Annotated in this window: 27 protein-coding genes; 6 read left to right on the top strand and 21 right to left on the bottom strand. The window is 70.5% G+C overall.

The genetic code is table 11. From position 1 onward, the window contains the following. Nucleotides 1–162: 162 nt before the first annotated feature. Together ACZ4QV_RS02290 and ACZ4QV_RS02285 are read right to left on the bottom strand one after the other, a co-directional pair. Complete coding sequence (locus tag ACZ4QV_RS02290) at nucleotides 163–1011, bottom strand: 3-hydroxyacyl-CoA dehydrogenase family protein (protein ID WP_031008088.1); 849 nt, start codon at nucleotides 1009–1011, stop codon at nucleotides 163–165. Nucleotides 1012–1137: 126 nt separating this feature from the next. Beyond that, a complete protein-coding gene (locus ACZ4QV_RS02285; RefSeq protein WP_361146429.1) occupies nucleotides 1138–1779 on the bottom strand; it encodes a TetR/AcrR family transcriptional regulator in 642 nt (213 codons plus the stop codon). Between the two features lie 99 nt (nucleotides 1780–1878). On the opposite strand from ACZ4QV_RS02285, the gene ACZ4QV_RS02280 reads away from it, so the two are divergent. The 3 genes from ACZ4QV_RS02280 to ACZ4QV_RS02270 are packed head-to-tail and all read left to right on the top strand — an operon-like array spanning nucleotide 1879 to nucleotide 4026. Continuing rightward, nucleotides 1879–2661, top strand: a complete 783-nt coding sequence (locus ACZ4QV_RS02280) for an ABC transporter ATP-binding protein (RefSeq protein WP_361146432.1) — start codon at nucleotides 1879–1881, stop codon at nucleotides 2659–2661. A gap of 26 nt (nucleotides 2662–2687) precedes the next feature. After that, nucleotides 2688–3443, top strand: a complete 756-nt coding sequence (locus ACZ4QV_RS02275; RefSeq protein ID WP_467762488.1) for an ABC transporter permease — start codon at nucleotides 2688–2690, stop codon at nucleotides 3441–3443. Between the two features lie 10 nt (nucleotides 3444–3453). Then, nucleotides 3454–4026 (top strand): cob(I)yrinic acid a,c-diamide adenosyltransferase, encoded by a 573-nt coding sequence (locus ACZ4QV_RS02270; protein ID WP_361146442.1) that lies wholly within the window; start codon nucleotides 3454–3456, stop codon nucleotides 4024–4026. 56 nt (nucleotides 4027–4082) lie between these two features. Here the strand turns inward: ACZ4QV_RS02270 and ACZ4QV_RS02265 are convergent, their stop codons facing one another. Beyond that, nucleotides 4083–4730: a hypothetical protein gene (locus ACZ4QV_RS02265; RefSeq protein WP_361146445.1), complete on the bottom strand. Its 648-nt coding sequence runs from the start codon at nucleotides 4728–4730 to the stop codon at nucleotides 4083–4085. A gap of 163 nt (nucleotides 4731–4893) precedes the next feature. On the opposite strand from ACZ4QV_RS02265, the gene ACZ4QV_RS02260 reads away from it, so the two are divergent. The 3 genes from ACZ4QV_RS02260 to ACZ4QV_RS02250 all read left to right on the top strand — a co-directional run bounded on the left by ACZ4QV_RS02260 (nucleotide 4894) and on the right by ACZ4QV_RS02250 (nucleotide 8847). Next, nucleotides 4894–6129: a sensor histidine kinase gene (locus ACZ4QV_RS02260; RefSeq protein WP_361146448.1), complete on the top strand. Its 1236-nt coding sequence runs from the start codon at nucleotides 4894–4896 to the stop codon at nucleotides 6127–6129. Then, nucleotides 6126–6821 carry a response regulator transcription factor gene (locus ACZ4QV_RS02255; protein ID WP_361146451.1) on the top strand — a complete coding sequence of 232 codons (696 nt, stop codon included), beginning with the start codon at nucleotides 6126–6128 and terminating at the stop codon, nucleotides 6819–6821. Before ACZ4QV_RS02260 ends, ACZ4QV_RS02255 begins: the two co-directional genes overlap by 4 nt. 193 nt (nucleotides 6822–7014) lie before the next feature. Beyond that, nucleotides 7015–8847 carry a glycosyl hydrolase family 18 protein gene (locus tag ACZ4QV_RS02250; RefSeq protein WP_467762553.1) on the top strand — a complete coding sequence of 611 codons (1833 nt, stop codon included), beginning with the start codon at nucleotides 7015–7017 and terminating at the stop codon, nucleotides 8845–8847. Between the two features lie 101 nt (nucleotides 8848–8948). On the opposite strand, the gene ACZ4QV_RS02245 is transcribed toward ACZ4QV_RS02250, so the two are convergent. From ACZ4QV_RS02245 to ACZ4QV_RS02160, 18 genes are all read right to left on the bottom strand, one after another. Continuing rightward, nucleotides 8949–9398 carry a DUF2550 domain-containing protein gene (locus ACZ4QV_RS02245; RefSeq protein WP_030022185.1) on the bottom strand — a complete coding sequence of 150 codons (450 nt, stop codon included), beginning with the start codon at nucleotides 9396–9398 and terminating at the stop codon, nucleotides 8949–8951. A gap of 149 nt (nucleotides 9399–9547) precedes the next feature. After that, nucleotides 9548–9931 carry a F0F1 ATP synthase subunit epsilon gene (locus tag ACZ4QV_RS02240; RefSeq protein WP_223735126.1) on the bottom strand — a complete coding sequence of 128 codons (384 nt, stop codon included), beginning with the start codon at nucleotides 9929–9931 and terminating at the stop codon, nucleotides 9548–9550. Between the two features lie 107 nt (nucleotides 9932–10038). Continuing rightward, nucleotides 10039–11481 (bottom strand): F0F1 ATP synthase subunit beta, encoded by a 1443-nt coding sequence (gene atpD / locus ACZ4QV_RS02235; RefSeq protein WP_361146461.1) that lies wholly within the window; start codon nucleotides 11479–11481, stop codon nucleotides 10039–10041. A 5-nt stretch (nucleotides 11482–11486) separates the two neighbouring features. After that, complete coding sequence (locus ACZ4QV_RS02230; protein WP_361146464.1) at nucleotides 11487–12407, bottom strand: F0F1 ATP synthase subunit gamma; 921 nt, start codon at nucleotides 12405–12407, stop codon at nucleotides 11487–11489. 20 nt (nucleotides 12408–12427) lie between these two features. Then, the gene (atpA, locus tag ACZ4QV_RS02225) at nucleotides 12428–14020 is read right to left on the bottom strand and encodes a F0F1 ATP synthase subunit alpha (RefSeq protein WP_361146467.1); all 1593 of its coding nucleotides are present in this window, start codon (nucleotides 14018–14020) and stop codon (nucleotides 12428–12430) included. A gap of 149 nt (nucleotides 14021–14169) precedes the next feature. Beyond that, the gene (locus tag ACZ4QV_RS02220) at nucleotides 14170–14985 is read right to left on the bottom strand and encodes a F0F1 ATP synthase subunit delta (protein ID WP_361146468.1); all 816 of its coding nucleotides are present in this window, start codon (nucleotides 14983–14985) and stop codon (nucleotides 14170–14172) included. Next, entirely contained in the window at nucleotides 14982–15530 is a 549-nt protein-coding gene (locus ACZ4QV_RS02215) for a F0F1 ATP synthase subunit B (protein WP_467762552.1), read from the bottom strand. Before ACZ4QV_RS02215 ends, ACZ4QV_RS02220 begins: the two co-directional genes overlap by 4 nt. A 61-nt stretch (nucleotides 15531–15591) precedes the next feature. Continuing rightward, complete coding sequence (atpE, locus tag ACZ4QV_RS02210) at nucleotides 15592–15834, bottom strand: ATP synthase F0 subunit C (RefSeq protein ID WP_030595669.1); 243 nt, start codon at nucleotides 15832–15834, stop codon at nucleotides 15592–15594. A gap of 79 nt (nucleotides 15835–15913) precedes the next feature. After that, entirely contained in the window at nucleotides 15914–16711 is a 798-nt protein-coding gene (gene atpB, locus ACZ4QV_RS02205) for a F0F1 ATP synthase subunit A (protein WP_030022193.1), read from the bottom strand. A 279-nt stretch (nucleotides 16712–16990) separates the two neighbouring features. Next, a complete protein-coding gene (locus ACZ4QV_RS02200) occupies nucleotides 16991–17428 on the bottom strand; it encodes a hypothetical protein (protein WP_361634186.1) in 438 nt (145 codons plus the stop codon). 289 nt (nucleotides 17429–17717) lie between these two features. Further along, entirely contained in the window at nucleotides 17718–19100 is a 1383-nt protein-coding gene (locus ACZ4QV_RS02195; protein WP_361146477.1) for an MraY family glycosyltransferase, read from the bottom strand. Between the two features lie 99 nt (nucleotides 19101–19199). Further along, on the bottom strand, nucleotides 19200–20537 hold the full coding sequence (locus ACZ4QV_RS02190; protein ID WP_361586115.1) for a serine hydroxymethyltransferase: 1338 nt from the start codon (nucleotides 20535–20537) through the stop codon (nucleotides 19200–19202). A 594-nt stretch (nucleotides 20538–21131) separates the two neighbouring features. Next, a complete protein-coding gene (locus ACZ4QV_RS02185) occupies nucleotides 21132–21794 on the bottom strand; it encodes an arsenate reductase/protein-tyrosine-phosphatase family protein (RefSeq protein WP_030017732.1) in 663 nt (220 codons plus the stop codon). Continuing rightward, nucleotides 21791–22438 (bottom strand): L-threonylcarbamoyladenylate synthase, encoded by a 648-nt coding sequence (locus ACZ4QV_RS02180; RefSeq protein ID WP_030017733.1) that lies wholly within the window; start codon nucleotides 22436–22438, stop codon nucleotides 21791–21793. The genes ACZ4QV_RS02185 and ACZ4QV_RS02180 overlap by 4 nt, the downstream gene beginning before the upstream one ends. A 53-nt stretch (nucleotides 22439–22491) precedes the next feature. Further along, on the bottom strand, nucleotides 22492–23331 hold the full coding sequence (prmC, locus tag ACZ4QV_RS02175) for a peptide chain release factor N(5)-glutamine methyltransferase (RefSeq protein ID WP_030017734.1): 840 nt from the start codon (nucleotides 23329–23331) through the stop codon (nucleotides 22492–22494). Between the two features lie 112 nt (nucleotides 23332–23443). Beyond that, on the bottom strand, nucleotides 23444–24523 hold the full coding sequence (prfA, locus tag ACZ4QV_RS02170; RefSeq protein WP_361146483.1) for a peptide chain release factor 1: 1080 nt from the start codon (nucleotides 24521–24523) through the stop codon (nucleotides 23444–23446). Between the two features lie 184 nt (nucleotides 24524–24707). Further along, nucleotides 24708–24932: a 50S ribosomal protein L31 gene (rpmE, locus tag ACZ4QV_RS02165; protein ID WP_030017736.1), complete on the bottom strand. Its 225-nt coding sequence runs from the start codon at nucleotides 24930–24932 to the stop codon at nucleotides 24708–24710. A gap of 173 nt (nucleotides 24933–25105) precedes the next feature. Then, complete coding sequence (locus tag ACZ4QV_RS02160) at nucleotides 25106–26230, bottom strand: LCP family protein (RefSeq protein WP_361146486.1); 1125 nt, start codon at nucleotides 26228–26230, stop codon at nucleotides 25106–25108. Nucleotides 26231–26239 lie beyond the last annotated feature (9 nt).

Raw genomic sequence — 26239 nt, 5'->3', positions numbered from 1 at the left:
CCGGAGGGTGACGGCACCGGACCCGTGCGCCTGGCGCGTCGGCCGCCTCGGGGGCGTGCCGCCGGCGGCCGGAGCCCCGGCCGCCGCGCTCCCGGCCGTGCCGGGAGCGGCGCCTGACGCTGCGACAGCGCGGTGCGGGGTCCGGGTCCGTCCGACGCGGAATCAGTGCTCGTAGAAGCCTTGCCCACTCTTGCGGCCGATATCGCCGGCATCGACCATCCGCCGCATGACCTCCGGCGGCGCGAACTTCTCGTCCTGCGACTCGGTGTAGATGTTGTCGGTGGCGTGCAGCAGGATGTCCACGCCGGTCAGGTCGGCGGTGGCCAGCGGCCCCATGGCGTGCCCGAAGCCCAGCTTGCAGGCGGTGTCGATGTCCTCGGCGCTGGCCACCCCGGACTCGTACAGCTTCGCCGCCTCCACGACCAGCGCCGAGATGAGACGGGTGGTCACGAAGCCGGCCACGTCCCGGTTGACGACGATGCAGGTCTTGCCGACGGACTCGGCGAACGCGCGGGCGGTGGCGAGGGTTTCGTCGCTGGTCTTGTAGCCGCGCACCAGTTCGCAGAGCTGCATCATCGGCACCGGCGAGAAGAAGTGCGTGCCCACCACCCGCTCGGGGCGCCCGGTGGCCGCGGCGATCTTGGTGATCGGGATGGCCGAGGTGTTGGAGGCGAGCACCGCCTCGTCCTTGACCAGCTTGTCCAGGTTCGTAAAGATCTCGCGCTTGACGTCGATCCGCTCGAAGACGGCCTCCACGACGATGTCCGCGTCGGCCGCCGCGTCCAGGTCGGTCGTGGTGGTGATCCGGGCCAGCGCCTGCTCGGCGTCGGCCGCGGCCAGCTTGCCCTTGCTCACGAACTTCTCGTACGAGGCCTCGATGCCGCCCTTGCCGCGGGCCAGCGCGCCTTCCGTCACATCGCGGAGGACGACCTCCCAGCCCGCCTGGGCCGAGACCTGCGCGATACCGGACCCCATGAGTCCGGCTCCGATGACGGCGAGCTTCTTTGCCACTTGCTGTCCCCTAACACGCTGTACACCTGACGGCTCTCGGCAGTGACGTTAGCGCCCGGCGGCGATCGATAGGAGGGTTAGAGATGCGCGTCACGTCTCAGATGACGGACATCACACCGCACGGGCTCACCGGCCGCCGCGCACGGCATAGTTGAGGACCTTTTCACCGAGCGCGTCCTCCAGGTCGTCGAGCAGCACGAGCGCCTCGCGTGACACCTCGTCGGGTGCGCGCCCGGCCATCATGGCGCGGGCGATGTGCGCCGTGAGCGTGGCGTGCACCCAGTTGAGCTGACCGGCCACCAGGAGCGGCAGCCAGTCGTCCGCCGCGGCGCCGGCCTCCTGGCGCAGGGTCTCCTCCAGGCGGGCGAGCTGTTCCTGCTGGAGGTGCCAGAGGCGGGCCTTGAGGGTGGCGGCGCCTTCGATGACGCGCAGGAAGCGGTCGTAGCCCTCGGTCAGTCCGACGGCGGGCGAGACCGCCTCCACCTGTTCGCGCAGTTCGCGCAGGACGGCGGCGGCCGCCGACTCCCCCGCGTCCCGGCCGCGTACGTAGCGCGCGAGGCGGTCGACCAGCCCGGCACCGCGGTCCATGAAGAGGTCTTCCTTGGCCGGGAAGTAGTTGTAGACGGTGTTGACCGAGACCTCGCAGACCTCCGCGATCTCCGCGATGGTCACGTCGTCGAAGCCGCGCTCCAGGAACAGGCCGGTGGCCATGTCCGAGATGTGCTGGCGCGTCTGCCGCTTCTTGCGCTCCCTGAGCCCCTCTGCCATGCCTCGCATCGTACGCCTTCTTGGGGTCCTTGGGTTTTTGGGTGGCTCATATTTTTTAGGTCATTGCAATTTTCCAGTGACTCTGTTTTTCTGTCCGGCATGGCAGTCATCACCGCGTCCGGCCTGGCCCGGACCTTCACCACCCGGCACGGCACCGTCGAAGCCGTACGCGGCATCGACCTCACCGTCGGGCACGGCGAGATCCTCGGCCTGCTCGGCCCCAACGGCGCCGGGAAGACCACCACCCTGCGGATGCTCACCACGCTCCTCGCCCCCACCGGCGGCAGCGCCACCGTCGCCGGCTGCGACCTGCTCCGCGACCCGGCCGGCGTCCGCCGCGCCACCGGCTACGTCGCCCAGTCCGGCGGCGTCGACCCGCACGTCTCCGTACGGGAGGAACTGGTGACCCAGGGGCGCCTGTACCGCCTGTCGAAGGCGCGGGCCGCGGCCCGCGCCGAGGAACTGGCGCACGACCTCGGACTCGACGGGCTGCTGGACCGCACGTGCGCGGCACTGTCCGGCGGGCAGCGCAGGCGGCTGGACATCGCGATGGGCCTGCCGCACCGGCCCGCGGTGCTCTTCCTGGACGAGCCGACGACCGGGCTCGACCCCGGCAGCCGGGCCGGCCTGTGGGACCTGGTCCGGCGGCTGCGGGCGGACTTCGGCACCACCGTCGTCCTGACCACCCACCACCTCGACGAGGCGGACGCACTCGCCGACCGCCTGGCGGTCGTGGACCACGGCGTGGTGGCCGCCGAAGGCACGCCGCGCGCGCTCAAGACCGCGTACGCCGGTTCGGCCGACGCGTCCCTCCAGGACGCCTTCCTCGCGATCACCGGGCGCGGCCCCGCGCCGGCGGACACCACCCCCGTAGCCGTCTGACCGCCCGACACCTCACGGAGACCCGCATGTCCCCCGTCCTGTCCGACACCGCCCTGATCTTCGGGCGCTACGCCCGGCAGACCCTGCGCTCCAAGGTGCAGATGCTCTTCGGCGTCCTGATGCCGCTGCTCTACCTGCTCTTCTTCGGGCCGCTGCTGACGAGGCTGCCACTGGCCGCCGAGGGCAGCTCCTGGCAGGTCCTGGTGCCCGGCCTGCTGCTGCAACTCGCGCTCTTCGGAGCGTCGTTCTGCGGCTTCGCCTTCATCCTCGAAAAGCAGTACGGCGTGGTGGAGCGGATGCGGGTGACGCCCGTCAGCCGGCTCGCGCTGCTGCTGGGGCGGGTACTGCGGGACACCGCGCTGCTCACGTTCCAGGCAGGGCTCCTGGTGCTGGTGGCACTGGTGATGGGGCTGCGGGCGCCGCTCGGCGGCATCCTCATCGGCTTCGCGTTCGTCGCCGCGACGGCCGTCGCCCTGTCCTCCCTGTCGTACGCGCTGGCCCTGAAGGTCACCTCACCGCAGGAGTTCGGGCCCGTCGTCAACGCCGCCACCATGCCCACGATGCTGCTCTCCGGCCTGATGCTGCCGATGGCCCTGGCCCCCGGTTGGCTGGACGTCCTCTCCCGCTTCATGCCGCTGCGCCATCTCGTGGACGGTGTCCGCGCGGCCTACGTGGGCGACTACACCGGTACGTCCGTGCTGTACGGCGCGCTGACCGCCGCCGGACTCGCCGCGGTGGCCGCGGCGGTCTGCGCCCGCGCCTTCCGCAGGGCCGCGGCGTAGGCTCGCCCGTATGGTCAATCTGACGCGCATCTACACCCGTACCGGCGACAAGGGCACCACCGCCCTCGGTGACATGAGCCGTACCGCCAAGACCGACACGCGGATCGCGGCCTACGCGGACGCCAACGAGGCCAACGCGGCGATCGGCGTGGCCGTCGCGCTGGGCTCGCTGCCGGAGGACGTCGTCAAGGTCCTCGTCCGGGTGCAGAACGACCTCTTCGACGTGGGCGCCGACCTGTCGACGCCGGTGGTGGAGAACCCCGAGTTCCCGCCGCTGCGCGTGGAGCAGACCTACATCGACAAGCTGGAGGCGGACTGCGACCACTACCTGGAGAGCCTGGAGAAGCTGCGCAGCTTCATCCTGCCCGGCGGTACGGCGGGGGCCGCGCTGCTGCACCAGGCCTGCACGGTGGTCCGCCGCGCCGAGCGCTCCACCTGGGCGGCGCTGGAGACGCACGGCGACACCATGAACCATCTCACCGCCACCTACCTCAACCGCCTCTCCGACCTCCTGTTCATCCTGGCCCGCACGGCCAACAAGGAGCAGGGCGACGTGCTGTGGGTGCCGGGCGGCGAGCGGTAAGCGGACCGCCGGAGCGGCGAGCGGCGGGGCGGACCGCCAGGACGGCCCCCGGCGGGCTACCAGGACGTGGGCGGGTCCGGCCGGCCGGACCCCTGGCCCGCCCCGACCTGGTCCCGGCCGTCCTCGCGGGCGCGCTCGTGGCCGTCCGCAGGGCGCGGGGGCGGATCCCCCTCCGGCGCCTTCTTCGGCCACAGCGTGTAGCTCACCGCGATCACCAGGTTGATGCCGATGACGAGGAGCATCTTGGACTGCCAGTCGCGCAGCGAGGCGGTCTGGGCGGGGTCGCCCACGTACCAGGCCGCGAGCTGCAACAGGCCCATCGCGATGAGCGCGGCGAGGATCCAGCGGCCCGCCGACCGCCACTCGAAGACCGCGCGCTGCCTGCCGTACTTCGGCGCCGGTACCGGCGGCGGGCCGCCCGCGAACCGGTGGGCGAAGCGGGCGTCCGCCCACTTGATCATGCGGTGCCCCAGGGTGACCGAGAAGCCGATGTAGACCGCGGCGAGCCCGTGTTTCCAGTCGGCCTCCGCGCCGTTCTTCAGGTCGACGGCGGTGGCGACGAGGAGGACCAGTTCCAGCAGCGGTTCCAGCAGCAGGACGGCGATGCCGGCACGTGGCCTCTTCGCCAGGTACCGCAGGGCCAGCCCGCCGGCCAGCAGCACCCAGAAGCCGACCTCGCAGATGACGATCAGCGCAAGGATCACGGGACCCACCTCTTTCCGTTCCCTTCCAGGCTCACCCCGGAATCCGGCCGTCACCTCGTCACCCGCGATGATCCGGTGCTGCATCTTTCGATGTAGCGCGCGGCGCCACGGGCTCGGCCGGAGCGTGGAGGCGTCGGGCCGCACCGCCGTGTTTGATGGAGGGGTGACCGCGAGACCCTTCGCCTCCCTGGCGCGCCCGCACCGTGACGACGTGTGCATCGCCGTCGCCGGTCTGCTCGGCGGCCTGCTGCTGTGGGGGCTGGGGCTGCACAGCAGCCCGCCGCTGCTGGACGTGCCCCCCTGGCTCGGCCTGGTGCCGCTGGCCGTCATCTCCGGCACCGAGTTGCTGCGCCGGACCGCCCCGCGGACCGCGCTGGGCCTGGCGACCGTCGCGCTCGTCGCGGACGTGTGCTCCGGCGGGCTGATCGCCACGATCGTGATGTTCACCGACATCGTCTACGCCGCGGTGCTGTACGGGCCCCCGGGCACCGCCCGGCGCGTGCCGGTCATCAGCGTCCTGCTCACCGTCGTCGCCACCATCGTCCCGGTGGCGGTCCTGCACGACCCGCAGGCCCTGCTGCTCGGTCTCGGCGTCGGTGTGATCACCATCAGTCCCGCCTGGACCGGGATCATCATCCGCGAACACCGCAACGCCGCCCGGGCCGCCCGCCTGGAGGCCGAACAGACCGCGCTGCTGGCCGAGATGGACCGTACGCAGGCCATCATCGCCGAGCGCGCCCGGATGGCCCGCGAACTGCACGACATGGTCGCCAACCACCTGTCCGCCATCGCCATCCACGCCACGGCCGCACAGTCCATCGACGACCCCGGCGCCAGCCGCGAGGCGCTCGGCGTCATCCGCGAGAACAGCGTCCAGGGCCTCGCCGAGATGCGGCGGCTGATCGGCCTGCTGCGGGACGCGAAGGACCCCGGCGGCACGGCGGAGGCGCAGGCCACCCCCACTCTGGACGGGCTCGACGCGCTGCTGGCCCAGGCCCGCTCCAACGGGGCGAGCAGTGGCCTGACGTTCACCCTGGAGGACGCCCGGGCGGACGGCGGCAGCGCGCGGCTCCCCGCCCCGGTGGAGCTGGCCGCGTACCGCATCGTGCAGGAGTCCCTGACCAACGCCCTCAAGCACGCCGCGCCCGGCGATGTCGCGGTCCGTATCGCCCACGCCCCCGGCGGCCCACTCACCGTCCGCGTCACCAGCCCCTTCGGCGACCGGCCCGGCCCGCGCGCGCCCGGCTCCGGTGCCGGCCTGGTCGGCATGCGGGAGCGGATCGAGCTGCTCGGCGGCCGGTTCGAGGCCGGGCCCGAGGACAGCGGCGGACACGGCAACGGCAAGGAATGGCGAGTACGGGCCGAACTGCCCGTCCGCGAGGAGGAAGAGGAACGATGACCGCTGTCACCGGCCGCCCGGTCCGGGTGCTGATCGCCGAGGACCAGTCCGCCGTACGGGCCGGGCTGGCGCTGATCCTGCGCTCCGCCCCCGACATCGACGTGGCCGGGGAGGCCGCGGACGGCGAGGAGGCGGTGCGACTGGCCCGCGAACTGCGGCCCGACCTGGTCCTGATGGATGTGCAGATGCCCAAGCTGGACGGTGTCTCGGCCACCCGGGCCATCGTCGACGAGCAGTTGGCCGACGTCCTGGTGCTGACCACCTTCGACCTGGACGAGTACGTCTTCGGGGCGCTGCGGGCAGGCGCCGCCGGTTTCCTGCTCAAGGACAGCGAGGCGGCGGCGCTGCTGGACGCGGTGCGCACGGTGGCCGCCGGGGACGGGATGATCGCTCCGGCCGTGACCCGGCGGCTGATCGCGGAGTTCGCCCGTCCCCGTACGGTACGGAGGCCCGCCGGTGCCTCGGCACCGGACCCGGCCGTCCTGGACGTGCTGACCCGCCGCGAACGCGAGGTGCTGGGCTGCCTCGGCCGGGGCCTGTCCAACGCCGACATCGCGGAGCACCTGGCGATGGCGGAGGCCACGGTGAAGACGCACGTCAGCCGCCTGCTGGGGAAGCTGGAGCTGCGCAGTCGGGTGCAAGCCGCGGTGTTGGCGCAGGAGTTGGGTGTCAGCGGGAGCCGGGAAGGGTAACGGCCGCTGCCGCGCCGGGCCGACCCGGCGGAGGATGCCACCCACTTTGGTCCAGACCTCTTGACCGTAGGTCTGGACCTTTTTACGCTCCCTTCACATCTTTGCGGTGAGCGCGCCCCACAGCGCTCACCGGGCGGCGCAGGTTCCCCCACCTCCACCCCCTTACCTGGGAGCATCCGTGACACCCGGAACCCTGACACGCACCACCCACGCCCGACGAAGAGCCCTCGCGGCCCTCACCGCACTCCTCCTGCCCGTGGCGGCGCTCATCGGCCTGGCCGGCGCCACCCCCGCGCACGCCGCCGAGTCGGCGACCGCCACTTACACCAAGGTCTCCGACTGGGGCACCGGCTTCCAGGGGCAGTGGACGGTGAAGAACACCGGCACCACCACCCTCAACGGCTGGACCGTCGAGTGGGACTTCCCCTCCGGCACCACCGTCGGCTCCGCCTGGGACGCCCAGGTCAGCGGCTCGAACGGGCACTACACGGCCAAGAACGTCAACTGGAACGGCACCATCACCCCCGGCGCCTCGGTCAGCTTCGGCTTCATCGGCACCGGCTCCGGCGGCGGCGACGTGAGCGGCTGCAAGCTCAACGGCGGCCCCTGCGACGGTGCGCAGCCCGGTGACACCCCGCCGTCCGCGCCCGGCAAGCCCGTCGCCGGCGACGTCACCGACACCTCCGTACGGCTGACCTGGACCGCCGCCACCGACGACAAGGGCGTCAAGAACTACGACGTGCTGCGGAACGGCACGAAGGTCGCCACCGTCGAAAAGCTCGCCTACACCGACAGCGGCCTGACCAAGGGCACCGACTACACCTACACCGTCGTCGCCCGCGACACCGCCGACCAGACCGGCCCGGCCAGTGCCGCCACCACCGTCCGCACCACCGGCGGCGGCGGACAGCCGGTCGACGCGGTCAAGCTGGGCTACTTCACCGAGTGGGGCGTCTACGACCGCAACTACCACGTGAAGAACCTGGTCACCTCGGGCTCCGCGAGCAAGCTGACGCACATCAACTACGCGTTCGGCAACGTCCAGGGCGGCCGGTGCACCATCGGCGACGCCTACGCGGCCACCGACAAGGCGTACACCGCCGACCAGAGCGTGGACGGCATCGCCGACACCTGGGACCAGCCGCTGCGCGGCAACTTCAACCAGCTCAAGAAGCTCAAGGCGAAGTACCCGAACATCAAGCTCCTGTGGTCCTTCGGCGGCTGGACCTGGTCCGGCGGCTTCCCCGACGCCGTCAAGAACCCGGCGGCGTTCGCCGACTCCTGCTACCAGCTGGTCAACGACCCGCGCTGGGCCGGCCTCTTCGACGGCATCGACCTGGACTGGGAGTACCCCAACGCCTGCGGTCTGACCTGCGACACCAGCGGTCCGGCGGCGTTCGCCGAGATGATGAAGGCGATGCGTGCCAAGTTCGGCAAGCAGCTGGTCACCGCCGCGATCACCGCCGACGGCTCGGACGGCGGCAAGATCGACGCGGCCGACTACGGCGGCGGCTCGCAGTACGCCGACTGGTACAACGTCATGACGTACGACTTCTTCGGCGCCTGGGACAAGACCGGCCCCACCGCCCCCCACTCGCCCCTGACGTCGTACCCCGGCCTTCCCAAGCAGGGCTTCACCACCGACGCGGCCCTGCAGAAGCTCAAGGCCAAGGGCGTCCCCGCGAAGAAGCTGCTGATCGGCATCGGCTTCTACGGACGCGGCTGGACCGGCGTCACCCAGGACGCCCCCGGCGGCACCGCCACCGGGCCGGCCCCCGGCAGGTACGAGGCTGGCATCGAGGACTACAAGATCCTCAAGGCGAGCTGTCCGTCCACCGGAACCGTCGCCGGCACCGCCTACGCCCGCTGCGGCAGCAACTGGTGGAGCTACGACACCCCGGCGACCATCGTCGGCAAGATGAACTACGCCAAGCAGCAGGGACTGGGCGGCGCGTTCTTCTGGGAGTTCAGCGGTGACACGGCCGACGGCGAACTGATGACGGCCATCGACAGCGGCCTGAAGTAACCCGGCTCACCACCCCCGGACCGGCCGGGGAGGCGGCGTCGCCCCCGCCTTCCCGGCCTTCCGGCCGTTCAGCAGCCGACCGACGGCCGGGCCTCGGGGCCCTAGGCCACATTCACTCTCTGCCCGGGAGGCGCCGCCTCCAGCCACGCCAGAAAACCGGTCAGGGCGTCCTCGCTCATGGCCAGCTCCAGCCTCGTACCGCGGTGGCGGCAGGCGAGCACGACGGAGTCGGAGAGCAGGGCCAGCTCTTCCTCGCCCTGCGGGGTACGGCGCTCCAGCACCTCGATGGCGAAGCGTTCCAGTTGACGGCGGGGGCGGGGCGCGTAGGAGAAGACGCGGAACCACTCCACCCGGTCACCGTTGTAGCGGGCGACACCGTAGATCCAGCCTTTGCCGCTGGGCTCGGCCTCCTCGTCGGGCACGTTCCAGCGCAGGCTGCAGTCGAAGGTGCCGCCGGAGCGCTGGATGAGCCGTCGCCGTAGACCGAAGACGAAGAGCCCCAGCAGCACCAGTACGACGACCGCGCCGCTCACGAGCAGAGCGAGGACCATCCGAACCGACCTCCTCGCCTCGATGGGGGGACCCGCGCGCCGGTTCGGGCGCGAGGGGGAAAACGCACCTGCATTGCCTCAGCCGCGGGCCGCCCTGGAGAATTCCAGCGCAGCCCGCGGCTGAGGGACGAACTCGTCGGTGGAGGGCTTCAGTGCACGCCCGCCACCGCACGCAGCCGGACATCGGCGCGGCGCTCGGCGGCCGCGTCGGCCTCCGACTTCGCCCGCTCCAAGGCCCGCTCCGCGCGTTGGACATCGATCTCGTCCGACAGCTCGGCGATCTCCGCGAGCAGAGACAGCTTGTTGTCGGCGAACGAGATGAAGCCGCCGTGCACGGCGGCGACGACGGTGCCGTCCCCGCCCTCGCCGGTCGTACGAATCGTCACCGGTCCGGACTCCAGCACGCCGAGCAGCGGCTGGTGCCCCGGCATGACGCCGATGTCGCCCGACGAGGTGCGCGCGACGACCAGGCTGGCCTCGCCCGACCAGACCTGACGGTCGGCGGCGACCAACTCGACGTGCAGCTCAGCCACGATGGCTCCTCGGGTCTCCACCTGCCGGGTGCGGCAGATGTTGGGTCAAATACTAGTGGTCGTACGGGCCGGGGGCGGCCAGGGCCGCCCCCGGAACGCGCCGGGCCTCAGGAGACGCCCAGCTCCTTGGCGTTCGCCTTCAGGTCCTCAAGGCCACCGCACATGAAGAACGCCTGCTCGGGGAAGTGGTCGTACTCACCGTCGGCGATCGCGTTGAACGCCGCGATGGACTCGTCCAGCGACACGTCCGAGCCGTCGACACCGGTGAACTGCTTCGCCACGTGGGTGTTCTGCGACAGGAAGCGCTCGATGCGGCGGGCGCGGTGGACGGTGAGCTTGTCCTCCTCGCCCAGCTCGTCGATACCGAGGATCGCGATGATGTCCTGCAGGTCCTTGTACTTCTGCAGGATCGTCTTGACCCGCGAGGCACAGCTGTAGTGGTCCTGCGAGATGTACCGCGGGTCCAGGATGCGGGACGTCGAGTCCAGCGGGTCCACCGCCGGGTAGATGCCCTTCTCCGAGATCGGACGCGACAGCACGGTCGTGGCGTCCAGGTGGGCGAAGGTGGTGGCCGGCGCCGGGTCGGTCAGGTCGTCCGCGGGGACGTAGATCGCCTGCATCGAGGTGATCGAGTGACCACGGGTCGAGGTGATGCGCTCCTGGAGGAGACCCATCTCGTCCGCCAGGTTCGGCTGGTAACCCACCGCGGACGGCATGCGGCCGAGCAGGGTGGACACCTCGGAACCCGCCTGGGTGTACCGGAAGATGTTGTCGATGAAGAAGAGGACGTCCTGCTTCTGGACGTCACGGAAGTACTCCGCCATCGTCAGACCGGCCAGCGCGACCCGCAGACGGGTGCCCGGGGGCTCGTCCATCTGGCCGAAGACCAGCGCGGTCTTGTCGATGACGCCGGAGTCCGTCATCTCCTCGATGAGGTCGTTGCCCTCACGGGTGCGCTCACCGACACCGGCGAACACCGACACACCGTCGTGGTTGTTGGCCACGCGGTAGATCATTTCCTGGATGAGGACGGTCTTGCCGACGCCCGCGCCGCCGAACAGACCGATCTTGCCGCCCTTGACGTACGGGGTCAGCAGGTCGATGACCTTGACGCCGGTCTCGAACATCTCGGTCTTGGACTCCAGCTGGTCGAAGCTGGGGGCCTTGCGGTGGATCGGCCAGCGCTCGTTGACCTCGACCGTGGCCGGGTCCACGTTCAGGATCTCGCCGAGGGTGTTGAACACCTTGCCCTTGGTGACGTCACCGACGGGCACGGTGATACCCGCGCCGGTGTCGGTCACCGAGGCCTGGCGGACCAGACCGTCGGTGGGCTGCATCGAGATCGCGCGGACCACGCCGTCACCCAGGTGCTGGGCGACCTCCAGGGTCAGCGTCTTGAGCTTGCCCTCTTCGGCCGGGTCGGCGACCTCGACGTGCAGCGCGTTGTAGATGTCCGGCATCGCGTCGACGGGGAACTCCACGTCGACGACCGGGCCGATGACCCGCGCGACGCGGCCCGTCGCCGTGGCCGTCTCAACAGTGGTGGTCATAGTTGTCAGTCACTCCCCGCGGTCGCGTCGGCCAGTGCGCTCGCGCCACCGACGATCTCGCTGATTTCCTGGGTGATTTCGGCCTGGCGGGCCGCGTTGGCAAGCCGCGAGAGCGACTTGATGAGTTCTTCCGCGTTGTCGGTCGCCGACTTCATCGCGCGCCGCGTGGCGGCGTGCTTGGAGGCGGCGGCCTGGAGCAGCGCGTTGTAGATGCGCGACTCCACGTACCGCGGCAGCAGGGCGTCCAGGACGTCCTCCGCCGACGGCTCGAAGTCGAACAGCGGCAGGATCTCGCCCTTGGACGACGCCTGCGCCTCCTCGGCCGTCTCTTCGAGGCTGAGCGGCAGCAGCCGGTTGTCGACCGGCGTCTGCGTCATCATCGAGACGAACTCGGTGTAGACGATGTGCAGCTCGTCCACGCCGCCCTCGGCCGTGTCCTGCTGGACGGCGGCGATCAGCGGCCCGGCGACGGCCTTGGCGTCCGCGTACGTCGGGCTGTCGGTGAAGCCGGTCCACGACTCCGTGACCTTGCGCTCACGGAAGCCGTAGTACGAGACACCCTTGCGGCCGACGATGTAGGTGTCGACCTCCTTGCCCTCGGCCTTGAGCCGCTCGGTGAGCTGCTCGGCGGCCTTGATTGCGTTGGAGGAGTAGCCGCCGGCCAGACCGCGGTCGCTCGTGATGAGCAGTACCGCGGCCCGCGTCGGGTTGTCCGCCTCGGTCGTCAGGGCGTGCTTGGTGTTCGAACCGGTGGCAACCGCCGTCACCGCGCGGGTGAGCTCACTCGCGTACGGCGTCGATGCCGCCACCTGGCGCTGCGCCTTGACGATGCGCGAGGCGGCGATCATCTCCATCGCCTTGGTGATCTTCTTGGTCGCGGTGACGGAGCGGATGCGACGCTTGTAGACCCGGAGCTTGGCTCCCATGGATCAGGTCCCTTCCGTCGTCACTTGCTCGTGCTGACCGGAGCGTCCTCACCGAGAAGCTTGCCGTCCGAGGTCTCGAACTGCTGCTTGAAGGTGGAGACCGTGTCGGTGAGCGCCTGGATGGTGTCGTCGGACATCTTGGCGCCCTCGGCGATGCTGGTGAGCAGCTCCTTCTTCTCGCGGCCCATCCAATCCAGCAGCTCGCGCTCGAAGCGGCGGATGTCCTGGACCGGGACGTCGTCCATCTTGCCGGTGGTACCGGCCCAGATGGAGACGACCTGCTCCTCGACGGGCATCGGCTGGTACTGGCCCTGCTTGAGCAGCTCGGTCATGCGCTGACCACGGGCGAGCTGGGCCTTGGACGCCGCGTCCAGGTCGGAACCGAAGGCGGCGAACGCCTCCAGCTCACGGAACTGGGCGAGGTCCACGCGGAGCCGGCCGGAGACCTGGCGCATCGCCTTGTGCTGGGCGGAGCCACCGACGCGGGAGACGGAGATACCGACGTTCAGCGCCGGGCGCTGGCCCGCGTTGAACAGGTCGGACTCCAGGAAGCACTGGCCGTCGGTGATGGAGATGACGTTGGTCGGGATGAACGCCGACACGTCGTTCGCCTTGGTCTCGACGATCGGCAGACCCGTCATCGAACCGGCACCGAGGTCGTCGGAGAGCTTCGCGCAGCGCTCCAGCAGGCGGGAGTGCAGGTAGAAGACGTCACCCGGGTACGCCTCACGGCCCGGCGGGCGGCGCAGCAGCAGGGACACGGCGCGGTAGGCGTCGGCCTGCTTCGAGAGGTCGTCGAAGATGATCAGGACGTGCTTGCCCTGGTACATCCAGTGCTGGCCGATGGCCGAGCCGGTGTAGGGCGCCAGGTACTTGAAGCCCGCCGGGTCGGACGCCGGGGCGGCGACGATGGTCGTGTACTCCAGGGCACCGGCCTCCTCCAGCGCGCCGCGCACGGACGCGATGGTGGAGCCCTTCTGGCCGATGGCGACGTAGATGCAGCGGACCTGCTTCTTCGGGTCGCCGGAGCGCCAGTTGTCACGCTGGTTGATGATCGTGTCGACGGCCAGGGCGGTCTTGCCCGTCTGGCGGTCGCCGATGATCAGCTGACGCTGGCCACGGCCGATCGGCACCATCGAGTCGACGGCCTTGTAGCCGGTCTGCATCGGCTCGTGGACCGACTTGCGGACCATGACGCCCGGAGCCTGGAGCTCCAGGGCGCGGCGGCCCTCGGACTCGATCTCGCCGAGGCCGTCGACCGGGTTGCCCAGCGGGTCGACGACGCGGCCGAGGTAGCCCTCGCCCACGGCGACCGAGAGCACCTCACCGGTGCGGCGCACCGGCTGGCCCTCCTCGATACCGCTGAACTCACCGAGGACCACCGCACCGATCTCGCGCTCTTCCAGGTTCAGCGCAAGACCGAGCGTGCCGTCCTCGAACTTCAGCAGCTCGTTCGCCATCGCCGAGGGAAGACCCTCGACCTTCGCGATGCCGTCACCGGCCTCGCTGACCGTCCCGACCTCCTCGCGCGAGGCCGCGTCCGGCTTGTACGCCTGGACGAAGTTCTCCAGCGCGTCCCGGATCTCCTCCGGCCGGATCGTGAGCTCCGCCATCTGGGTTCCCTGCTCTCCTTGTTGGGCCCGTCGTCGTTTACGGGGGGCTGTGCGTCCCCCGCCGCAGGCAGGGGCGGTTGCCCCCGTGATGTCACTGCGTCCACGGCCCAACTCGGGCCGCCGTACTACTTCTTGAGTTGGTGGGTGGGTCAGCCGGCCATCCGCCGGGACGCCTCTTCGAGGCGTGCCGCGATGCTGCCGTTGATGACCTCGTCGCCGATCCGGACCTGGACTCCGCCGAGGACCTCGGGGTCCACGTCGAGGTTCAGGTGGACCTGCCGTCCGTACACCGCCGCCAGGGCCGCGCCGAGGCGCTGCCGCTGGGTGTCGCCGAGCGGCACCGCGGAGGTGACCACGGCGACCATCCGGTCCCGGCGCGCCGCGGCCAGCTTGGACAGGGCGTCCAGCCCTGCTTCCAGGCTACGGCCCCGCGGCTGTGCGACAAGCCGGACCACGACGCGCTCGGTGACCGGGTGGGCCCGGCCGCCCAGCAGCGAGCGCAGCAGCTCGGCCTTGGCCGGGCCCTGCGCGGTGCGGTCGGTCAGTGCCGCGCGCAGTTCGTGCGACGAGGCGACGATCCGGCTGAACCGGAACAGCTCGTCCTCGACGTCGTCGAGGGCGCCCGCCCGCTGCGCCGCGACGAGGTCGGCGCCGTACGCCAGCTCCTCGGTCGCGTCCGCCAGGTCGCGCGAGCGCGACCAGCGGGAGCGGACCATGCCGGAGAGCAGGTCGACGGTCTCGCCGCCGACCTGGCCGCCGAACAGACGCCCGGCCAGCTCGGCCTTGGCCTCGCCGGCCTGCGCCGGGTCGGTGAGGACCCGACGCAGCGACACCTCGCGGTCGAGCAGAGCGGTGACGGCAGCCAGCTCCTCGGCGAGCTTCGCGGCGTCGACGGACGTGTTGTCCGTCAGCGCGTCGAGCTGCTCGCGTGCGGAGGCGAGTGCCTCGCGGCTCGCTCCATTCATCGGCCGGCCTCTGCCTTCGTCGGGTCCGACGCCGCCTTGGCCTCGAGCTCGTCGAGGAAGCGGTCGATGGTCCGGCTCTGGCGGGCGTGGTCCTCCAGGGACTCACCGACCAGCTTGCCCGCCAGCTCCGTGGCGAGCTTGCCCACGTCCTGGCGCAGCGACTGCGCGGCCTGCTTGCGGTCCGCCTCGATCTGGGCGTGGCCGGCCGCGATGATCTCCTCGCGCTGCCGCTGGCCCTCGGCACGCATCTCGGCGATCAGGGTCGCTCCCTGCTCCTGCGCCTCCTGGCGCAGCCGGGCGGCCTCGTGGCGCGCGTCGGCGAGCTGGGACCGGTAGTCCTCCAGGACCTGCTGAGCTTCGGCCTGTAGGGCATCCGCCTTCTCGATGCCGCCTTCGATCTTCTCGCGGCGCTCGTCCAGAACCTTGTTGACGTTCGGGAGGAGCTTCTTGGCGAGGAAGCCGAAGACGATGAAGAAAGCGATCAGGCCGATGACCAGCTCTGGAATCGGCGGGACGAGGGGGTTCTCAGGAACCTCCGCCGCCATGTTCACCAGGGCGCTCACATCAATGCCTTCCGTCTAAGTGGCGTCGTCGATCGGTCCGTGATCAGGCCGACGGGTACGCGTAACCCATGACGATGCCGATGAGGGCGAGCGCCTCGCAGAAGGCGAAGCCCATGATCTGGTTGGTGCGGATCAGGCCGGCGGCCTCGGGCTGACGGGCCAGGGCCTGGGTGCCGTTGCCGAAGATGATGCCGACGCCGACGCCGGGGCCGATGGCGGCGAGGCCGTAGCCGATCGAAGCGACGTTGCCAGTGAGGCCGGCGGCGAGTTCGAGAGTCGCGGACATGCCGTGTCTTCCTTCTCTTTCATGGACCGGTGGGGGTTGGCCACCGGACGTCTGGTGGGACTGCTGGGTTCCTGGGGGCTCAGTGGTGCTCGGCGAGCGCGCCCTGGATGTAGTTACAGGCCAGGAGCACGAAGATGTACGCCTGAATGGCCTGGATGAAGAGCTCGAAGGCCGTCATCACGATGGTCATGACGAACGAGACGCCCGCGTAGGCGATGCCGATGCCGTTCAGCAGGTACCAGCTGGCGACGGTGAACATCAGGATGAGCATGTGGCCCGCGAACATGTTCGCGAACAGCCGGACCGCGTGCGTGAAGGGCCGGATGATCAGGTGCTGCAGCAGTTCCAGGAACATGATCAGCGGGAGGACCCAGCCGAGCGACTTGTCGTAGCCGGTGAGGTTCTTCAGACCGCCGACGAAGCCCTGCCTCTTGAACGTCAGCACGAGCCAGGTGATGTAGACCACCAGGGCCAGACCCATGGGGAACGCGATGACCGATGTCACCGGGAACTGGGCGACCGGGATGATCGACCAGAGGTTCATGATCCACACGAAGAAGAACAGCGCGACCATGAAGGGGACGAACTTCTCGCCCTCCTTCTTGCCGAGCGCGTCGTAGACGAGCCCGCGGCGCACGAAGTCGTAACCCGCCTCACCGATCATCTGCAGCTTGCCGGGCACCACCTTGGCGCGGCCGAAGGCGGCCCAGAAGAACGCCACGATGATCACCGTGCTGACCAGGGCCAGCAGCATCGGCTTGTTGAACTCGTAGCCACCGATGGTGAAAAGGGGCTCGAAGACGAACGAATGAAGGCCCGGGGCCTCGAAGCCACACCCCGGGATGAAGAGGTGGCACTCCGTGTCGAGGGCGAGCATCGTTTCAGCACTCACCGCGAGCTCCTTCAGCGTGGCGCATGGGTACGGCAACCTCGTTGTGTCGGCGCGGCATTGAGCCACGGTGCGGCACTGGACTGGTCTTACGGATTGGGGGGCGGCTGATCGGCGCGGGGCCGGATCGGGTCACAGGCATCGGCCGGACGTGCAACCGGTTCCCTGACTCGGAACCTGGAGGCTCAGCCGCCTGCGCCGACTGCGCCGCAGTTGGCACCGGACGATAGCAGGCTCTCGCGTGGGCTTTTATTCCGGCCCTACGGCTCACGTCCGCGACCCCGTGGTTTCCGCCTTCTCGGAGTCGGCGGATTCGGGATTCACGTAGAGAACCTTTGCCTTCATATAGCTGCGGGCCTGGAAGGCGATCCACACCAGGACGGTCGCGAGCAGGGTGAAGGCGAACGCCCTGACGTTGAAGAGCGTGGTGTCCTTGAAGACGATCATGAAGATCGCGACCGCCAGGATCTGCACCGCGTACAGCAGCAGTCCCATCATCTGGAACAGATCCGGGAGGCGCTTCGCGGTCTGCTGGAGAACCACCAGACCCGACCCCATCAGCAGCAGCACCAGCGCCGTTCCGATGGCAGCACCGATCGCGCCCGGCCCGCCCGCGACCACAGCGCTGACCACGACGCCGACGGCGCCGGTGGCAAGCGAGGGTACGGAGACATTGGCAAGTAGGCGGGCGTCAGTGGACTGCATGGCGGCGCTCCGGCAAAAAATGGGGGTGGTGTCGTCAAGGACGAGCGTAGACCCGGCCTGAGGGAGAACCTGAGGCCGAAAGACCGTCGCACTTCGGTCCTTCGGCTCTGTCGCCGGGTTTCGTGAACGGTATCACAAACTATTTGATGAGGTCTTTACCTGCTCGGTGTGCTACCCGTCACACGTGAGCAGTAATCCGCGCGTAGGAGCGCGACACGGCGGCACTCTGTCTGCTATGTAACCCAATGAGGGGATTTTCGAGCATCGCTCGTACGAGCGAAAACTCGCCTCAGCGGTGACTTCCGGCCTTACGCCGGTCGGTGAACCGCGACCGGTCACCGATCGCGGTGGCCCCGTTGACGCCCGCCGGCACCGGCCGCCGCTCCCGCTCCGGAGCGCTCTCGCCGTCCGCCGTCCGTCCCCCACCGAGCTGCCCGGCCTCGTCGACCGCCGCGCTCTCCTCGGCGGCCGCGGCGACGGCCGCCGCCTGCACGCTGCGCCGGTACCGCGGCGGCACCATCCACTCCATCCAGCGCGGCGCGCGCGGCGTGAAGCGCGGCAGCAGCAGGAGGACCAGCCCGATCGCACTCAGCAGCACGATGCCCAACACGACCCACACACTCGCGTTGTTGACCGAGTACGCCACGGCGCCGAAGGCGATCAGCGCGGACCAGAAGTACATGATCAGGACGGCGCGGCTGTGCGAGTGGCCGATCTCCAGCAGCCGGTGGTGCAGGTGGCCGCGGTCGGCGGCGAACGGCGACTGGCCCTTCCACGTACGGCGCACGATGGCCAGCACCAGGTCGGCCACCGGCACCGCGATGATCGTCAGCGGCAGCAGCAGCGGGATGTAGACCGGCACCATCGCGTGGGTGGCCTCGCGGACGCTGCCCGCCTTCAGGTTGAGCAGGTCCGGGTCGACCTGGCCGGTCACCGAGACCGCGCCGGCCGCCATGACCAGCCCGATCAGCATCGAGCCCGAGTCGCCCATGAAGATCCGCGCCGGGTGCATGTTGTGCGGCAGGAAGCCCAGGCACATGCCCATCAGGACGACCGAGAACAGCGTCGCGGGCGCGGCCGCCTCGATGCCGTACCCGAACCACATCCGGTACGCGTACATGAAGAACGCCGCGGCGGCGATGCACACCATGCCGGAGGCCAGCCCGTCCAGGCCGTCCACGAAGTTGACGGCGTTGATGGTGATGACGACCAGAGCCACCGTCAGCAGCGTGCCCTGCCACGGGCTCAGCGAGACCGTGCCGATGCCCGGCACCGGGATCCACAGGATCGTCAGCCCCTGAAGGACCATCACACCGGCGGCGATCATCTGCCCGCCGAGCTTGACCAGCGCGTCCACGCCCCACTTGTCGTCCAGCACGCCCAGCACCCAGATCAGCGCGGCGCCCGACAGCAGCGCGCGCGGCTCGTTGGAGTGCTCGAAGACGGACTTGAGGTTGCTGAGATGGGCCGCGACCAGCAGTCCCGCGCACAGCCCGCCGAACATGGCGATGCCGCCGAGGCGCGGGGTGGGTTCGCGGTGCACGTCGCGCGCGCGGATCTCCGGCATCGCGCCGGCCGCGATGGCGAATTTCCGTACCGGCCCGGTCAGCAGGTAAGTGACCGCGGCCGTGACGCACAGCGTCAGCAGGTATTCACGCACGGGCTGCCCCATTGGTATCGCTGGCCATCACAGCCACACACCATATGCGTGTCCGCCCCCTATCCGTGAACGTAAGGGAAGACACCCCCGCCCCGCGCATGGTTCCAGAGCTCAGCCCGGATGGGGATATGGGGGAAAGCGCCGGACCAATGCCATGGTCGCCGCGCGGGCCCCCGGGTCCTCCCGTACCGCCGCCGCGATCAGCGCGCCGACCCGCACCGCCTCCTCCTCGCCCATGCCCTGGGTGGTCAGGGCGGCAGCCCCCAGCCGCAGCCCCGGGCGGCGTCCTGACGGGTCCTCGGGGCACGGCAGGGCGCAGGTGTCCAGCACGATGCCCGCCGCCGCGCAACGCCCCCTGGCCGTACGGGCGTCCGCCCCCAGCGGCGCCGGGTCGGCGGTGATCAGGTGGGTGTCCGTACCGCCGGTGGTGACCGGCAGGCCCTCCTCGGCCAGCGATCCGGCCAGCGCCCGCGCGTTGGCGACGACCTGCCGCGCGTAGGCGGCGAAGGCGTCGGTGGCGGCCTCGCCGAAGGCGACGGCCTTGGCGGCGACCGCGTTCATCTGGGCGCCGCCCTGGGTGAACGGGAAGACCGCCCGGTCGATGCGCTCGGCCAGCTCGGCACCGCACAGGATCATGCCGCCCCGGGGGCCGCGCAGCACCTTGTGGGTGGTCGCGCACACCACGTCCGCGTACGGCACCGGGCTGGGCGCCAGGCCCGCGGCGATCAGCCCGATGGGGTGGGCGGCGTCCGCGACGAGGTACGCGCCCACCTCGTCGGCGATCTCCCGGAAGGCGGCGTAGTCCAGATGCCGCGGATAGCAGATCGACCCGCAGACGATGGCCTTGGGCCGGTGCCGGCGGGCCAGCGCGCGCACCTCGTCGTAGTCCAGCAGGCCGGTGTGCGGATCGACGCCGTACCCGGCGAAGTCGAACCAGCGGCCGGAGAAATTGGCCGGGGAGCCGTGCGTCAGGTGTCCGCCGTGCGGCAGCGCCATGGCCAGGACGGTGTCGCCGGGGCGCAGCAGGGCGGCGTACGCGGCCAGCACGGCCGACGACCCGGAGTGCGGCTGGACGTTGGCGTGCTCGGCGCCGAACAGGACTTTGGCACGTTCCACGGCGAGCCGCTCGGCGAGATCCACGACCTCGCATCCGCCGTGGTGCCGGGCGCCCGGATAGCCCTCGGCGTACTTGTTGGCGAGCGGGGAGCCCAAGGCGGCCAGCACGGCCCGGGAGGCGAAGTTCTCGGCGGCGACGAGCTGCAGCCCGTCCCCCTGCCGGGCGGCCTCGGCGAGCAGCACCCCGGCGATCTCGGGGTCCTGCTCCAGCAGCTCCGCGAAGTCGGGCGTCCAGGCAGGCGACGGGTACCCGCCGTGCCCCGCCCCTGCCCCGGCCGCCTCCTTCCGGGCAGCCGTGATGTCGCTCCGGGATGACGTGGTGGTGGCGGGCATGGCGCGCTCCGGACCTCGGACGGGGACGTGGTCCCAATGTAGGCGCGGTGCGGGGTTGGGGCGCGGTGGAGGGAGCGGGTGGGGGGGAGGGTGGCGGGCGGAGCCGGGCCGGGGGCGGGGGCGGGGCCGCTCGCCTTACGGGGCGGCAGCGCACGTTCCCCCACCGGGGGCCTACCCAAGCGCAGCCACACCGAAGCTCGCACACCCGCGCCGAGCCGAACCGAGTCGAGGCCGGACCGGGCCGAGGCCGGGCCGCACCGAGCCGAGGCCGCGCCGAACCGCCCGCCTTACGGGGCGACCGCGCACATTCCCCCACCGGGGGCCTACCCAAGCGCAGCCACACCGAAGCTCGCACACCCGAGCCGAGCCGAACCGAGTCGAGGCCGGACCGGGCCGGGCCGAGGCCGGACCGCCCGCCTTACGGGACGGCTGCCCGCATCCCCCACCGGGGGCCTACCCGAAGCGGACCGGAACGAAGCGCACCGGAACACAGCACACCGGAACGAAGCCCCAGCCCCAGCACCCCCAAGAGCCCCCAAGAGCCCTAGAAGCCCCGTTCCCACCCCCGCACAACCCGGAGGCCGCCCAGACCCCTCAAGCGCGCGCCGGAACCCCCGTCAGCGCCGTCACGACGGGGTCCAGGGCCTGGTTGATCTCGTCGCCGATGGAGCGGAAGAACGTGATGGGCGCGCCGTACGGGTCGTAGACCTCGTCCGCCTCCGGGTTCGGTGCCAGCAGCCAGCCGCGCAGCGCCGCCGCGGCGCCGACCAGGGCGCGGGCGCGTTCGACCAGCCCGCCGCCGGGCAGCGCCGGATCGGGCTCGGGGAGCGTGGCCGGGTCTATGGCCCGTACGAGGCGGTTGAACTCCTTCAGCGTGAAGGTGCGCAGCCCCGCCGAGTGGCCCATGGAGATGACCTGGGCGCGGTGGTCGCGGGTGGCGGTCAGCACGAGGTCGGCCCGGATGACGTGCTCGTCCAGCAGCTCTCGGCCGGTGAAGTCGGCCGGATCGGCCCCGTAGTCGGCCAGAACCGTGGCGGCGTGGGTCTCCATGGGCGCGCCTTCGTGGCCCCAGGTGCCGGCGCTCTCCACGACCAGGCCGCCGCGGTCCGCGCCCAGCCGCAGGTCGAGGGCGTGCCGGTGCAGCCGCTCGGTGATGGGCGAGCGGCAGACGTTGCCGGTGCTGACGTGGAGGATGCGGAACGTGCGGTAGCTGTCCTCGCCGGGTCCCGCTATGCCACGCCCGAGGGGCGCAATCAATTCGCCACCTCAAGCCCGGGAGCCACCTTGCGCAGCTCCTCCGCGCTGATCGCGCCCTCGCGCAGCAGCAGCGGCGTCGGCCCGGTGACGTCCACGATCGAGGACGGCACGGCGGCGGGGGTCGGGCCGCCGTCCAGGTAGACGGAGACGGAGTCGCCGAGCATCTCCTGGGCCGCGTCGCAGTCCTGCGGCGACGGGTGCCCGGTGAGGTTGGCGCTGGAGACGGCCATCGGGCCGAACTCGGTCAGCAGCTCGATGGCGACCGGGTGCAGCGGCATGCGGACCGCGACCGTGCCGCGGGTCTCCCCGAGGTCCCAGGTCAGCGACGGCTGGTGGGTGGCGACCAGGGTCAGCGCGCCGGGCCAGAAGGCGTCGACCAGCTCCCATGCCTGCTCGGAGAAGTCCGTGACGAGCCCGTGGAGGGTGTTCGGGGAGCCGACGAGCACCGGGGACGGCATGCCGCGCCCGCGCCCCTTGGCCTCCAGCAGGTCACCGACGGCCTCGGCACTGAACGCGTCCGCGCCGATGCCGTAGACGGTGTCGGTCGGCAGCACGACCAGCTCGCCGCGACGGACGGCCGATGCGGCCTCGCGCAGACCGGTCGCGCGGTCGGTCGCGTCGCTGCAGTCGTATCGCCGTGCCATTTAACGGACCTCCTCGTGCGGAACGTACAGATGACTCGTGGGGGCCGGGCTCGTCATGGCGTCGCCCTGCGCGCGGTGGCGAAGCGGGGCCGGTTGTTCAGGTCGGGGTGGTCGGCCGCGTCGGCCCAGCCCCGCTCCTCGGTGAAGATCCACGGAACCTGGCCGCCCTGGGTGTCGGCGTGCTCGATGACCACGACGCCGCCGGGCCGCAGCAGGCGGTGCGCGGTCCGCTCGATGCCGCGGATGGTGTCCAGGCCGTCCTGGCCCGAGAACAGCGCGAGCTCGGGGTCGTGGTCGCGTGCCTCGGGTGCGACGTACTCCCACTCGGTCAGCGGGATGTACGGCGGGTTGGAGATGACCAGGTCCACCTGGCCGTCCAGCTCGGGAAGCGCGGTCAGCGCGTCGCCCTGCTGGAGAACGACGCGGGACCCCTCGACGTTCTTGCGGGCCCACTGCATGGCCTCGTCGGACAGCTCGACGGCGTGCACCCGGGAGCGGGGCACCTCCTGCGCCAGGGCGAGCGCGATGGCTCCGGAGCCCGTGCACAGGTCCACGATGAGCGGTTCGACGACGTCCATGGCCCGTACCGCGTCTATCGCCCAGCCGACGACCGACTCGGTCTCCGGGCGGGGTACGAAGACGCCGGGGCCGACGTGCAGCTCCAGGTAGCGGAAGAAGGCCCGGCCGGTGATGTGCTGGAGCGGCTCGCGGGCCTCGCGGCGGGCGACGGCCTCCCAGTAACGGGCGTCGAAGTCCGCGTCGGGGACCCGGTGCAGTTCACCGCGCTTGACGCCGTGGACGTGGGCGGCGAGTTCCTCGGCGTCGAAGCGCGGTGAGGGTACGCCGGCGTCGGCCAGCCGCTGGGTGGCCTGGGCCACCTCGGCGAGCAGCACGGTGCGGGGGTTGGGCCCGCGGCGGGGCCGCTGGGGGTCGTGACCCCCGGAAGGCGACGGCACGCTGTTCCTCCGGCTCGTTCTACGGGCGTTTTACGGGCGTTCCACGGGCTTACTGGGCGGCGGCCAGCTTGGCGGCCGAGTCGGCGTCCACGCACGCCTGGATGACCGGATCGAGCTCGCCGTCGAGGACCTGGTCCAGGTTGTACGCCTTGAAGCCGACACGGTGGTCCGAAATGCGGTTCTCCGGGAAGTTGTACGTCCGGATGCGCTCGGAGCGGTCGACGGTGCGGACCTGGCTGCGCCGGGCGTCCGACGCCTCCTTCTCGGCCTCCTCCTGGGCGGCGGCCAGCAGCCGCGACCGCAGGATGCGCAGGGCCTGCTCCTTGTTCTGGAGCTGGCTCTTCTCGTTCTGGCAGGAGACGACGATGCCGGTGGGCAGGTGGGTGATGCGTACGGCGGAGTCGGTGGTGTTGACCGACTGGCCGCCGGGGCCCGACGAGCGGTAGACGTCGATGCGCAGGTCGTTCGGGCCGATCTCGACCTCGACCTCCTCGGCCTCCGGCGTGACGAGCACGCCGGCCGCCGAGGTGTGGATACGGCCCTGGGACTCGGTGGCGGGCACCCGCTGCACGCGGTGCACACCGCCCTCGTACTTCAGGCGGGCCCACACGCCCTGGCCGGGCTCGGTGGCGCCGTTGCCGCCCTTGGTCTTCACGGCGACCTGGACGTCCTTGTAGCCGCCGAGGTCGGACTCGTTGGCGTCGAGGATCTCGGTCTTCCAGCCGACCCGCTCGGCGTAGCGCAGGTACATGCGCAGCAGGTCGCCGGCGAACAGCGCGGACTCCTCGCCGCCCTCGCCCGCCTTGACCTCCAGGATGACGTCCTTGTCGTCGCTGGGGTCGCGCGGGACGAGCAGCAGCCGCAGCTTCTCGGTGAGCTCCTCGCGGCGCGCTTCGAGGTCCTTGACCTCGTCGGCGAAGTCCGGGTCGTCGGCGGCCAGTTCGCGGGCCGTACCGATGTCGTCGCCGGTCTGCTTCCAGGCGCGGTACGTCGTGATGATCGGGGTCAGCTCGAAATAGCGCTTGTTGAGCCGCTTGGCCTCGCGCTGGTCGGCGTGGACCGCGGGGTCGGCCAGTCGCTTCTCAAGGTCGGCGTGCTCGCCGATCAGTTCCTCGACCGCCTCGAACATCGTGGGGGTTCCTCACCTGGCTGTGTCTTCCGGGATCCGGGGGTTCCCGGCTGCCGGTTGCCGGCACGTGTGCGGCGGGGCCGCGGGCCCCTGGGACCTCCGGCGGGGTCCGTGGCCTGGACGACAAAACGCCGGTCCGCCGCCCCTTCCCAGGGGCGAGACGGAACCGGCGCCTTGCGGGTCGCTACTTCTTGGCGGCGCCGGCGCCCTTGCCGAAGCGGGCCTCGAAGCGGGCCACACGGCCACCGGTGTCGAGGATCTTCTGCTTGCCCGTGTAGAACGGGTGGCACTCGGAGCAGATGTCGGCACGGATGGTGCCGCCGGCCACGGTGCTACGGGTGGTGAACGACGCGCCACAGGTGCAGCTGACCTGGGTCTCGACGTACTCCGGGTGGATGTCGCGCTTCAAGGGAATCTCCTAGGTTCGGGAGGGCTCCGGGTCGTTCCGCGGATTGCGTCACGTGAACCGGGGCCGACGGTCCAGTCTGCCAGGACTGGCCTCATCTCCCAAAACCGGGGTGCTCCGGATTTTGTTCCCGGGCGGTCCACGGCGGCGGGACATGAGGTGAAGAAACGGTTCCGCTACTTGACGTAGCTATCCGTTCCACCCTTGTCACCTGCGGAATCCTTGATCGCTTCCTTGGGGATGTCCCGGTCCTGGCGCAGCGCGTCCCAGACCTGCCGGGACTGCTTCTCCAGCGGCAGCACGCGGGAAGGATTCTTCGGGTCGTACGTGACGGGCAGCGTGACCATGTCGATGTGGTCCGACTCGATGCCGCCCATGTCCTTGGCGAGCCCCATCAGCGCGTTGACGGAGTTCAGGTCGCTGTCGGTGGTGATGGCCTTGGTGGCGGTGTCGGCGATGCCGTAGAGCTTCGTCGGGTTGGAGAGCAGCCCGATGCTCTTCACCTGTTTCATCAGTGCCTTGATGAAGGTCTGCTGGAGCTGGATGCGGCCCAGGTCGCTGCCGTCGCCGCCGGGCACGCCGTGCCGGGTCCGTACGAGGCCGAGGGCGTCCTCACCGTTGAGGGTGTGCTTGCCGGGCTCCAGGTTCAGGTGGCTCTTGTTGTCGTGGATGGGCTTGGTGGTGGTGATGTCCACGCCGCCCAGGGCGTCGATGAGCTTCTTGAAGCCGTTGAAGTCGACCTCGACGAAGTGGTCCATGCGGATGCCGCTCATCGCCTCGACGGTCTTGACCGCGCAGGCCGGGCCGCCGACCTCGAAGGCGGTGTTGAACATGGCCTTGCGCTGGCCCGGTACGTTCTTGCCGTCCTTGGTGCAGTCGGGGCGCTGGACCAGGGTGTCGCGCGGGACGCTGACGACGCTGGCCTTCTTGTGGCCCTTGAAGATGTGCACGATCATCGCGGTGTCGGAGCGGGCGCCGCCCTCGTCGGTGCCGTACTCCCCGTTCTTTCCCGCCCGGGAGTCGGAGCCCATGACGAGGATGTCCATCGATCCGTCGTCGTTGTCCTTGGGCCGGTTCTTGCCCAGGGCGGCGTTGATGTCGACGCCCTTCAGGTTGCCGTTGAGTTTGAAGTAGACGTAACCGAGTCCCGCGCCACCGAGCAGTACGCAGCTGACCAGCGCGCACACGGTGATCGTCAGGGCGCGGCGGCGCCGGGTCGGACCCTTGCGCCGGCGGCCCGTGGCACGTATGCCGCGGGAACGGCTCTTGGCCGGGTTCGCGGCCCTGCTGTCGTCCGCCATCTGCTCCTC

The organism is Streptomyces sp. NPDC026394, assembly GCF_055567735.1.
The sequence above is the reverse complement of the archived record's forward strand: the minus strand, read 5'-3'. Positions and strand labels throughout refer to the sequence as shown.

Excerpts from the sequence above, each read along its gene's own strand:
- ACZ4QV_RS02200 (WP_361634186.1), bottom strand. The coding sequence starts at position 17,428 with ATGCAGTCCACTGACGCCCGCCTACTTGCCAATGTCTCCGTACCCTCG.
- ACZ4QV_RS02195 (WP_361146477.1), bottom strand. The coding sequence starts at position 19,100 with ATGGGGCAGCCCGTGCGTGAATACCTGCTGACGCTGTGCGTCACGGCC.
- ACZ4QV_RS02215 (WP_467762552.1), bottom strand. The coding sequence starts at position 15,530 with ATGGCGGCGGAGGTTCCTGAGAACCCCCTCGTCCCGCCGATTCCAGAG.
- atpB (WP_030022193.1), bottom strand. The coding sequence starts at position 16,711 with ATGCTCGCCCTCGACACGGAGTGCCACCTCTTCATCCCGGGGTGTGGC.
- ACZ4QV_RS02190 (WP_361586115.1), bottom strand. The coding sequence starts at position 20,537 with ATGCCCGCCACCACCACGTCATCCCGGAGCGACATCACGGCTGCCCGG.
- ACZ4QV_RS02285 (WP_361146429.1), bottom strand. The coding sequence starts at position 1,779 with ATGGCAGAGGGGCTCAGGGAGCGCAAGAAGCGGCAGACGCGCCAGCAC.
- atpD (WP_361146461.1), bottom strand. The coding sequence starts at position 11,481 with ATGACCACCACTGTTGAGACGGCCACGGCGACGGGCCGCGTCGCGCGG.
- ACZ4QV_RS02270 (WP_361146442.1), top strand. The coding sequence starts at position 3,454 with ATGGTCAATCTGACGCGCATCTACACCCGTACCGGCGACAAGGGCACC.
- ACZ4QV_RS02245 (WP_030022185.1), bottom strand. The coding sequence starts at position 9,398 with ATGGTCCTCGCTCTGCTCGTGAGCGGCGCGGTCGTCGTACTGGTGCTG.
- ACZ4QV_RS02180 (WP_030017733.1), bottom strand. The coding sequence starts at position 22,438 with ATGGCACGGCGATACGACTGCAGCGACGCGACCGACCGCGCGACCGGT.
- ACZ4QV_RS02255 (WP_361146451.1), top strand. The coding sequence starts at position 6,126 with ATGACCGCTGTCACCGGCCGCCCGGTCCGGGTGCTGATCGCCGAGGAC.
- ACZ4QV_RS02160 (WP_361146486.1), bottom strand. The coding sequence starts at position 26,230 with ATGGCGGACGACAGCAGGGCCGCGAACCCGGCCAAGAGCCGTTCCCGC.
- atpE (WP_030595669.1), bottom strand. The coding sequence starts at position 15,834 with ATGTCCGCGACTCTCGAACTCGCCGCCGGCCTCACTGGCAACGTCGCT.
- atpA (WP_361146467.1), bottom strand. The coding sequence starts at position 14,020 with ATGGCGGAGCTCACGATCCGGCCGGAGGAGATCCGGGACGCGCTGGAG.
- ACZ4QV_RS02275 (WP_467762488.1), top strand. The coding sequence starts at position 2,688 with ATGTCCCCCGTCCTGTCCGACACCGCCCTGATCTTCGGGCGCTACGCC.
- ACZ4QV_RS02230 (WP_361146464.1), bottom strand. The coding sequence starts at position 12,407 with ATGGGAGCCAAGCTCCGGGTCTACAAGCGTCGCATCCGCTCCGTCACC.
- prfA (WP_361146483.1), bottom strand. The coding sequence starts at position 24,523 with ATGTTCGAGGCGGTCGAGGAACTGATCGGCGAGCACGCCGACCTTGAG.
- ACZ4QV_RS02220 (WP_361146468.1), bottom strand. The coding sequence starts at position 14,985 with ATGAATGGAGCGAGCCGCGAGGCACTCGCCTCCGCACGCGAGCAGCTC.
- ACZ4QV_RS02280 (WP_361146432.1), top strand. The coding sequence starts at position 1,879 with ATGGCAGTCATCACCGCGTCCGGCCTGGCCCGGACCTTCACCACCCGG.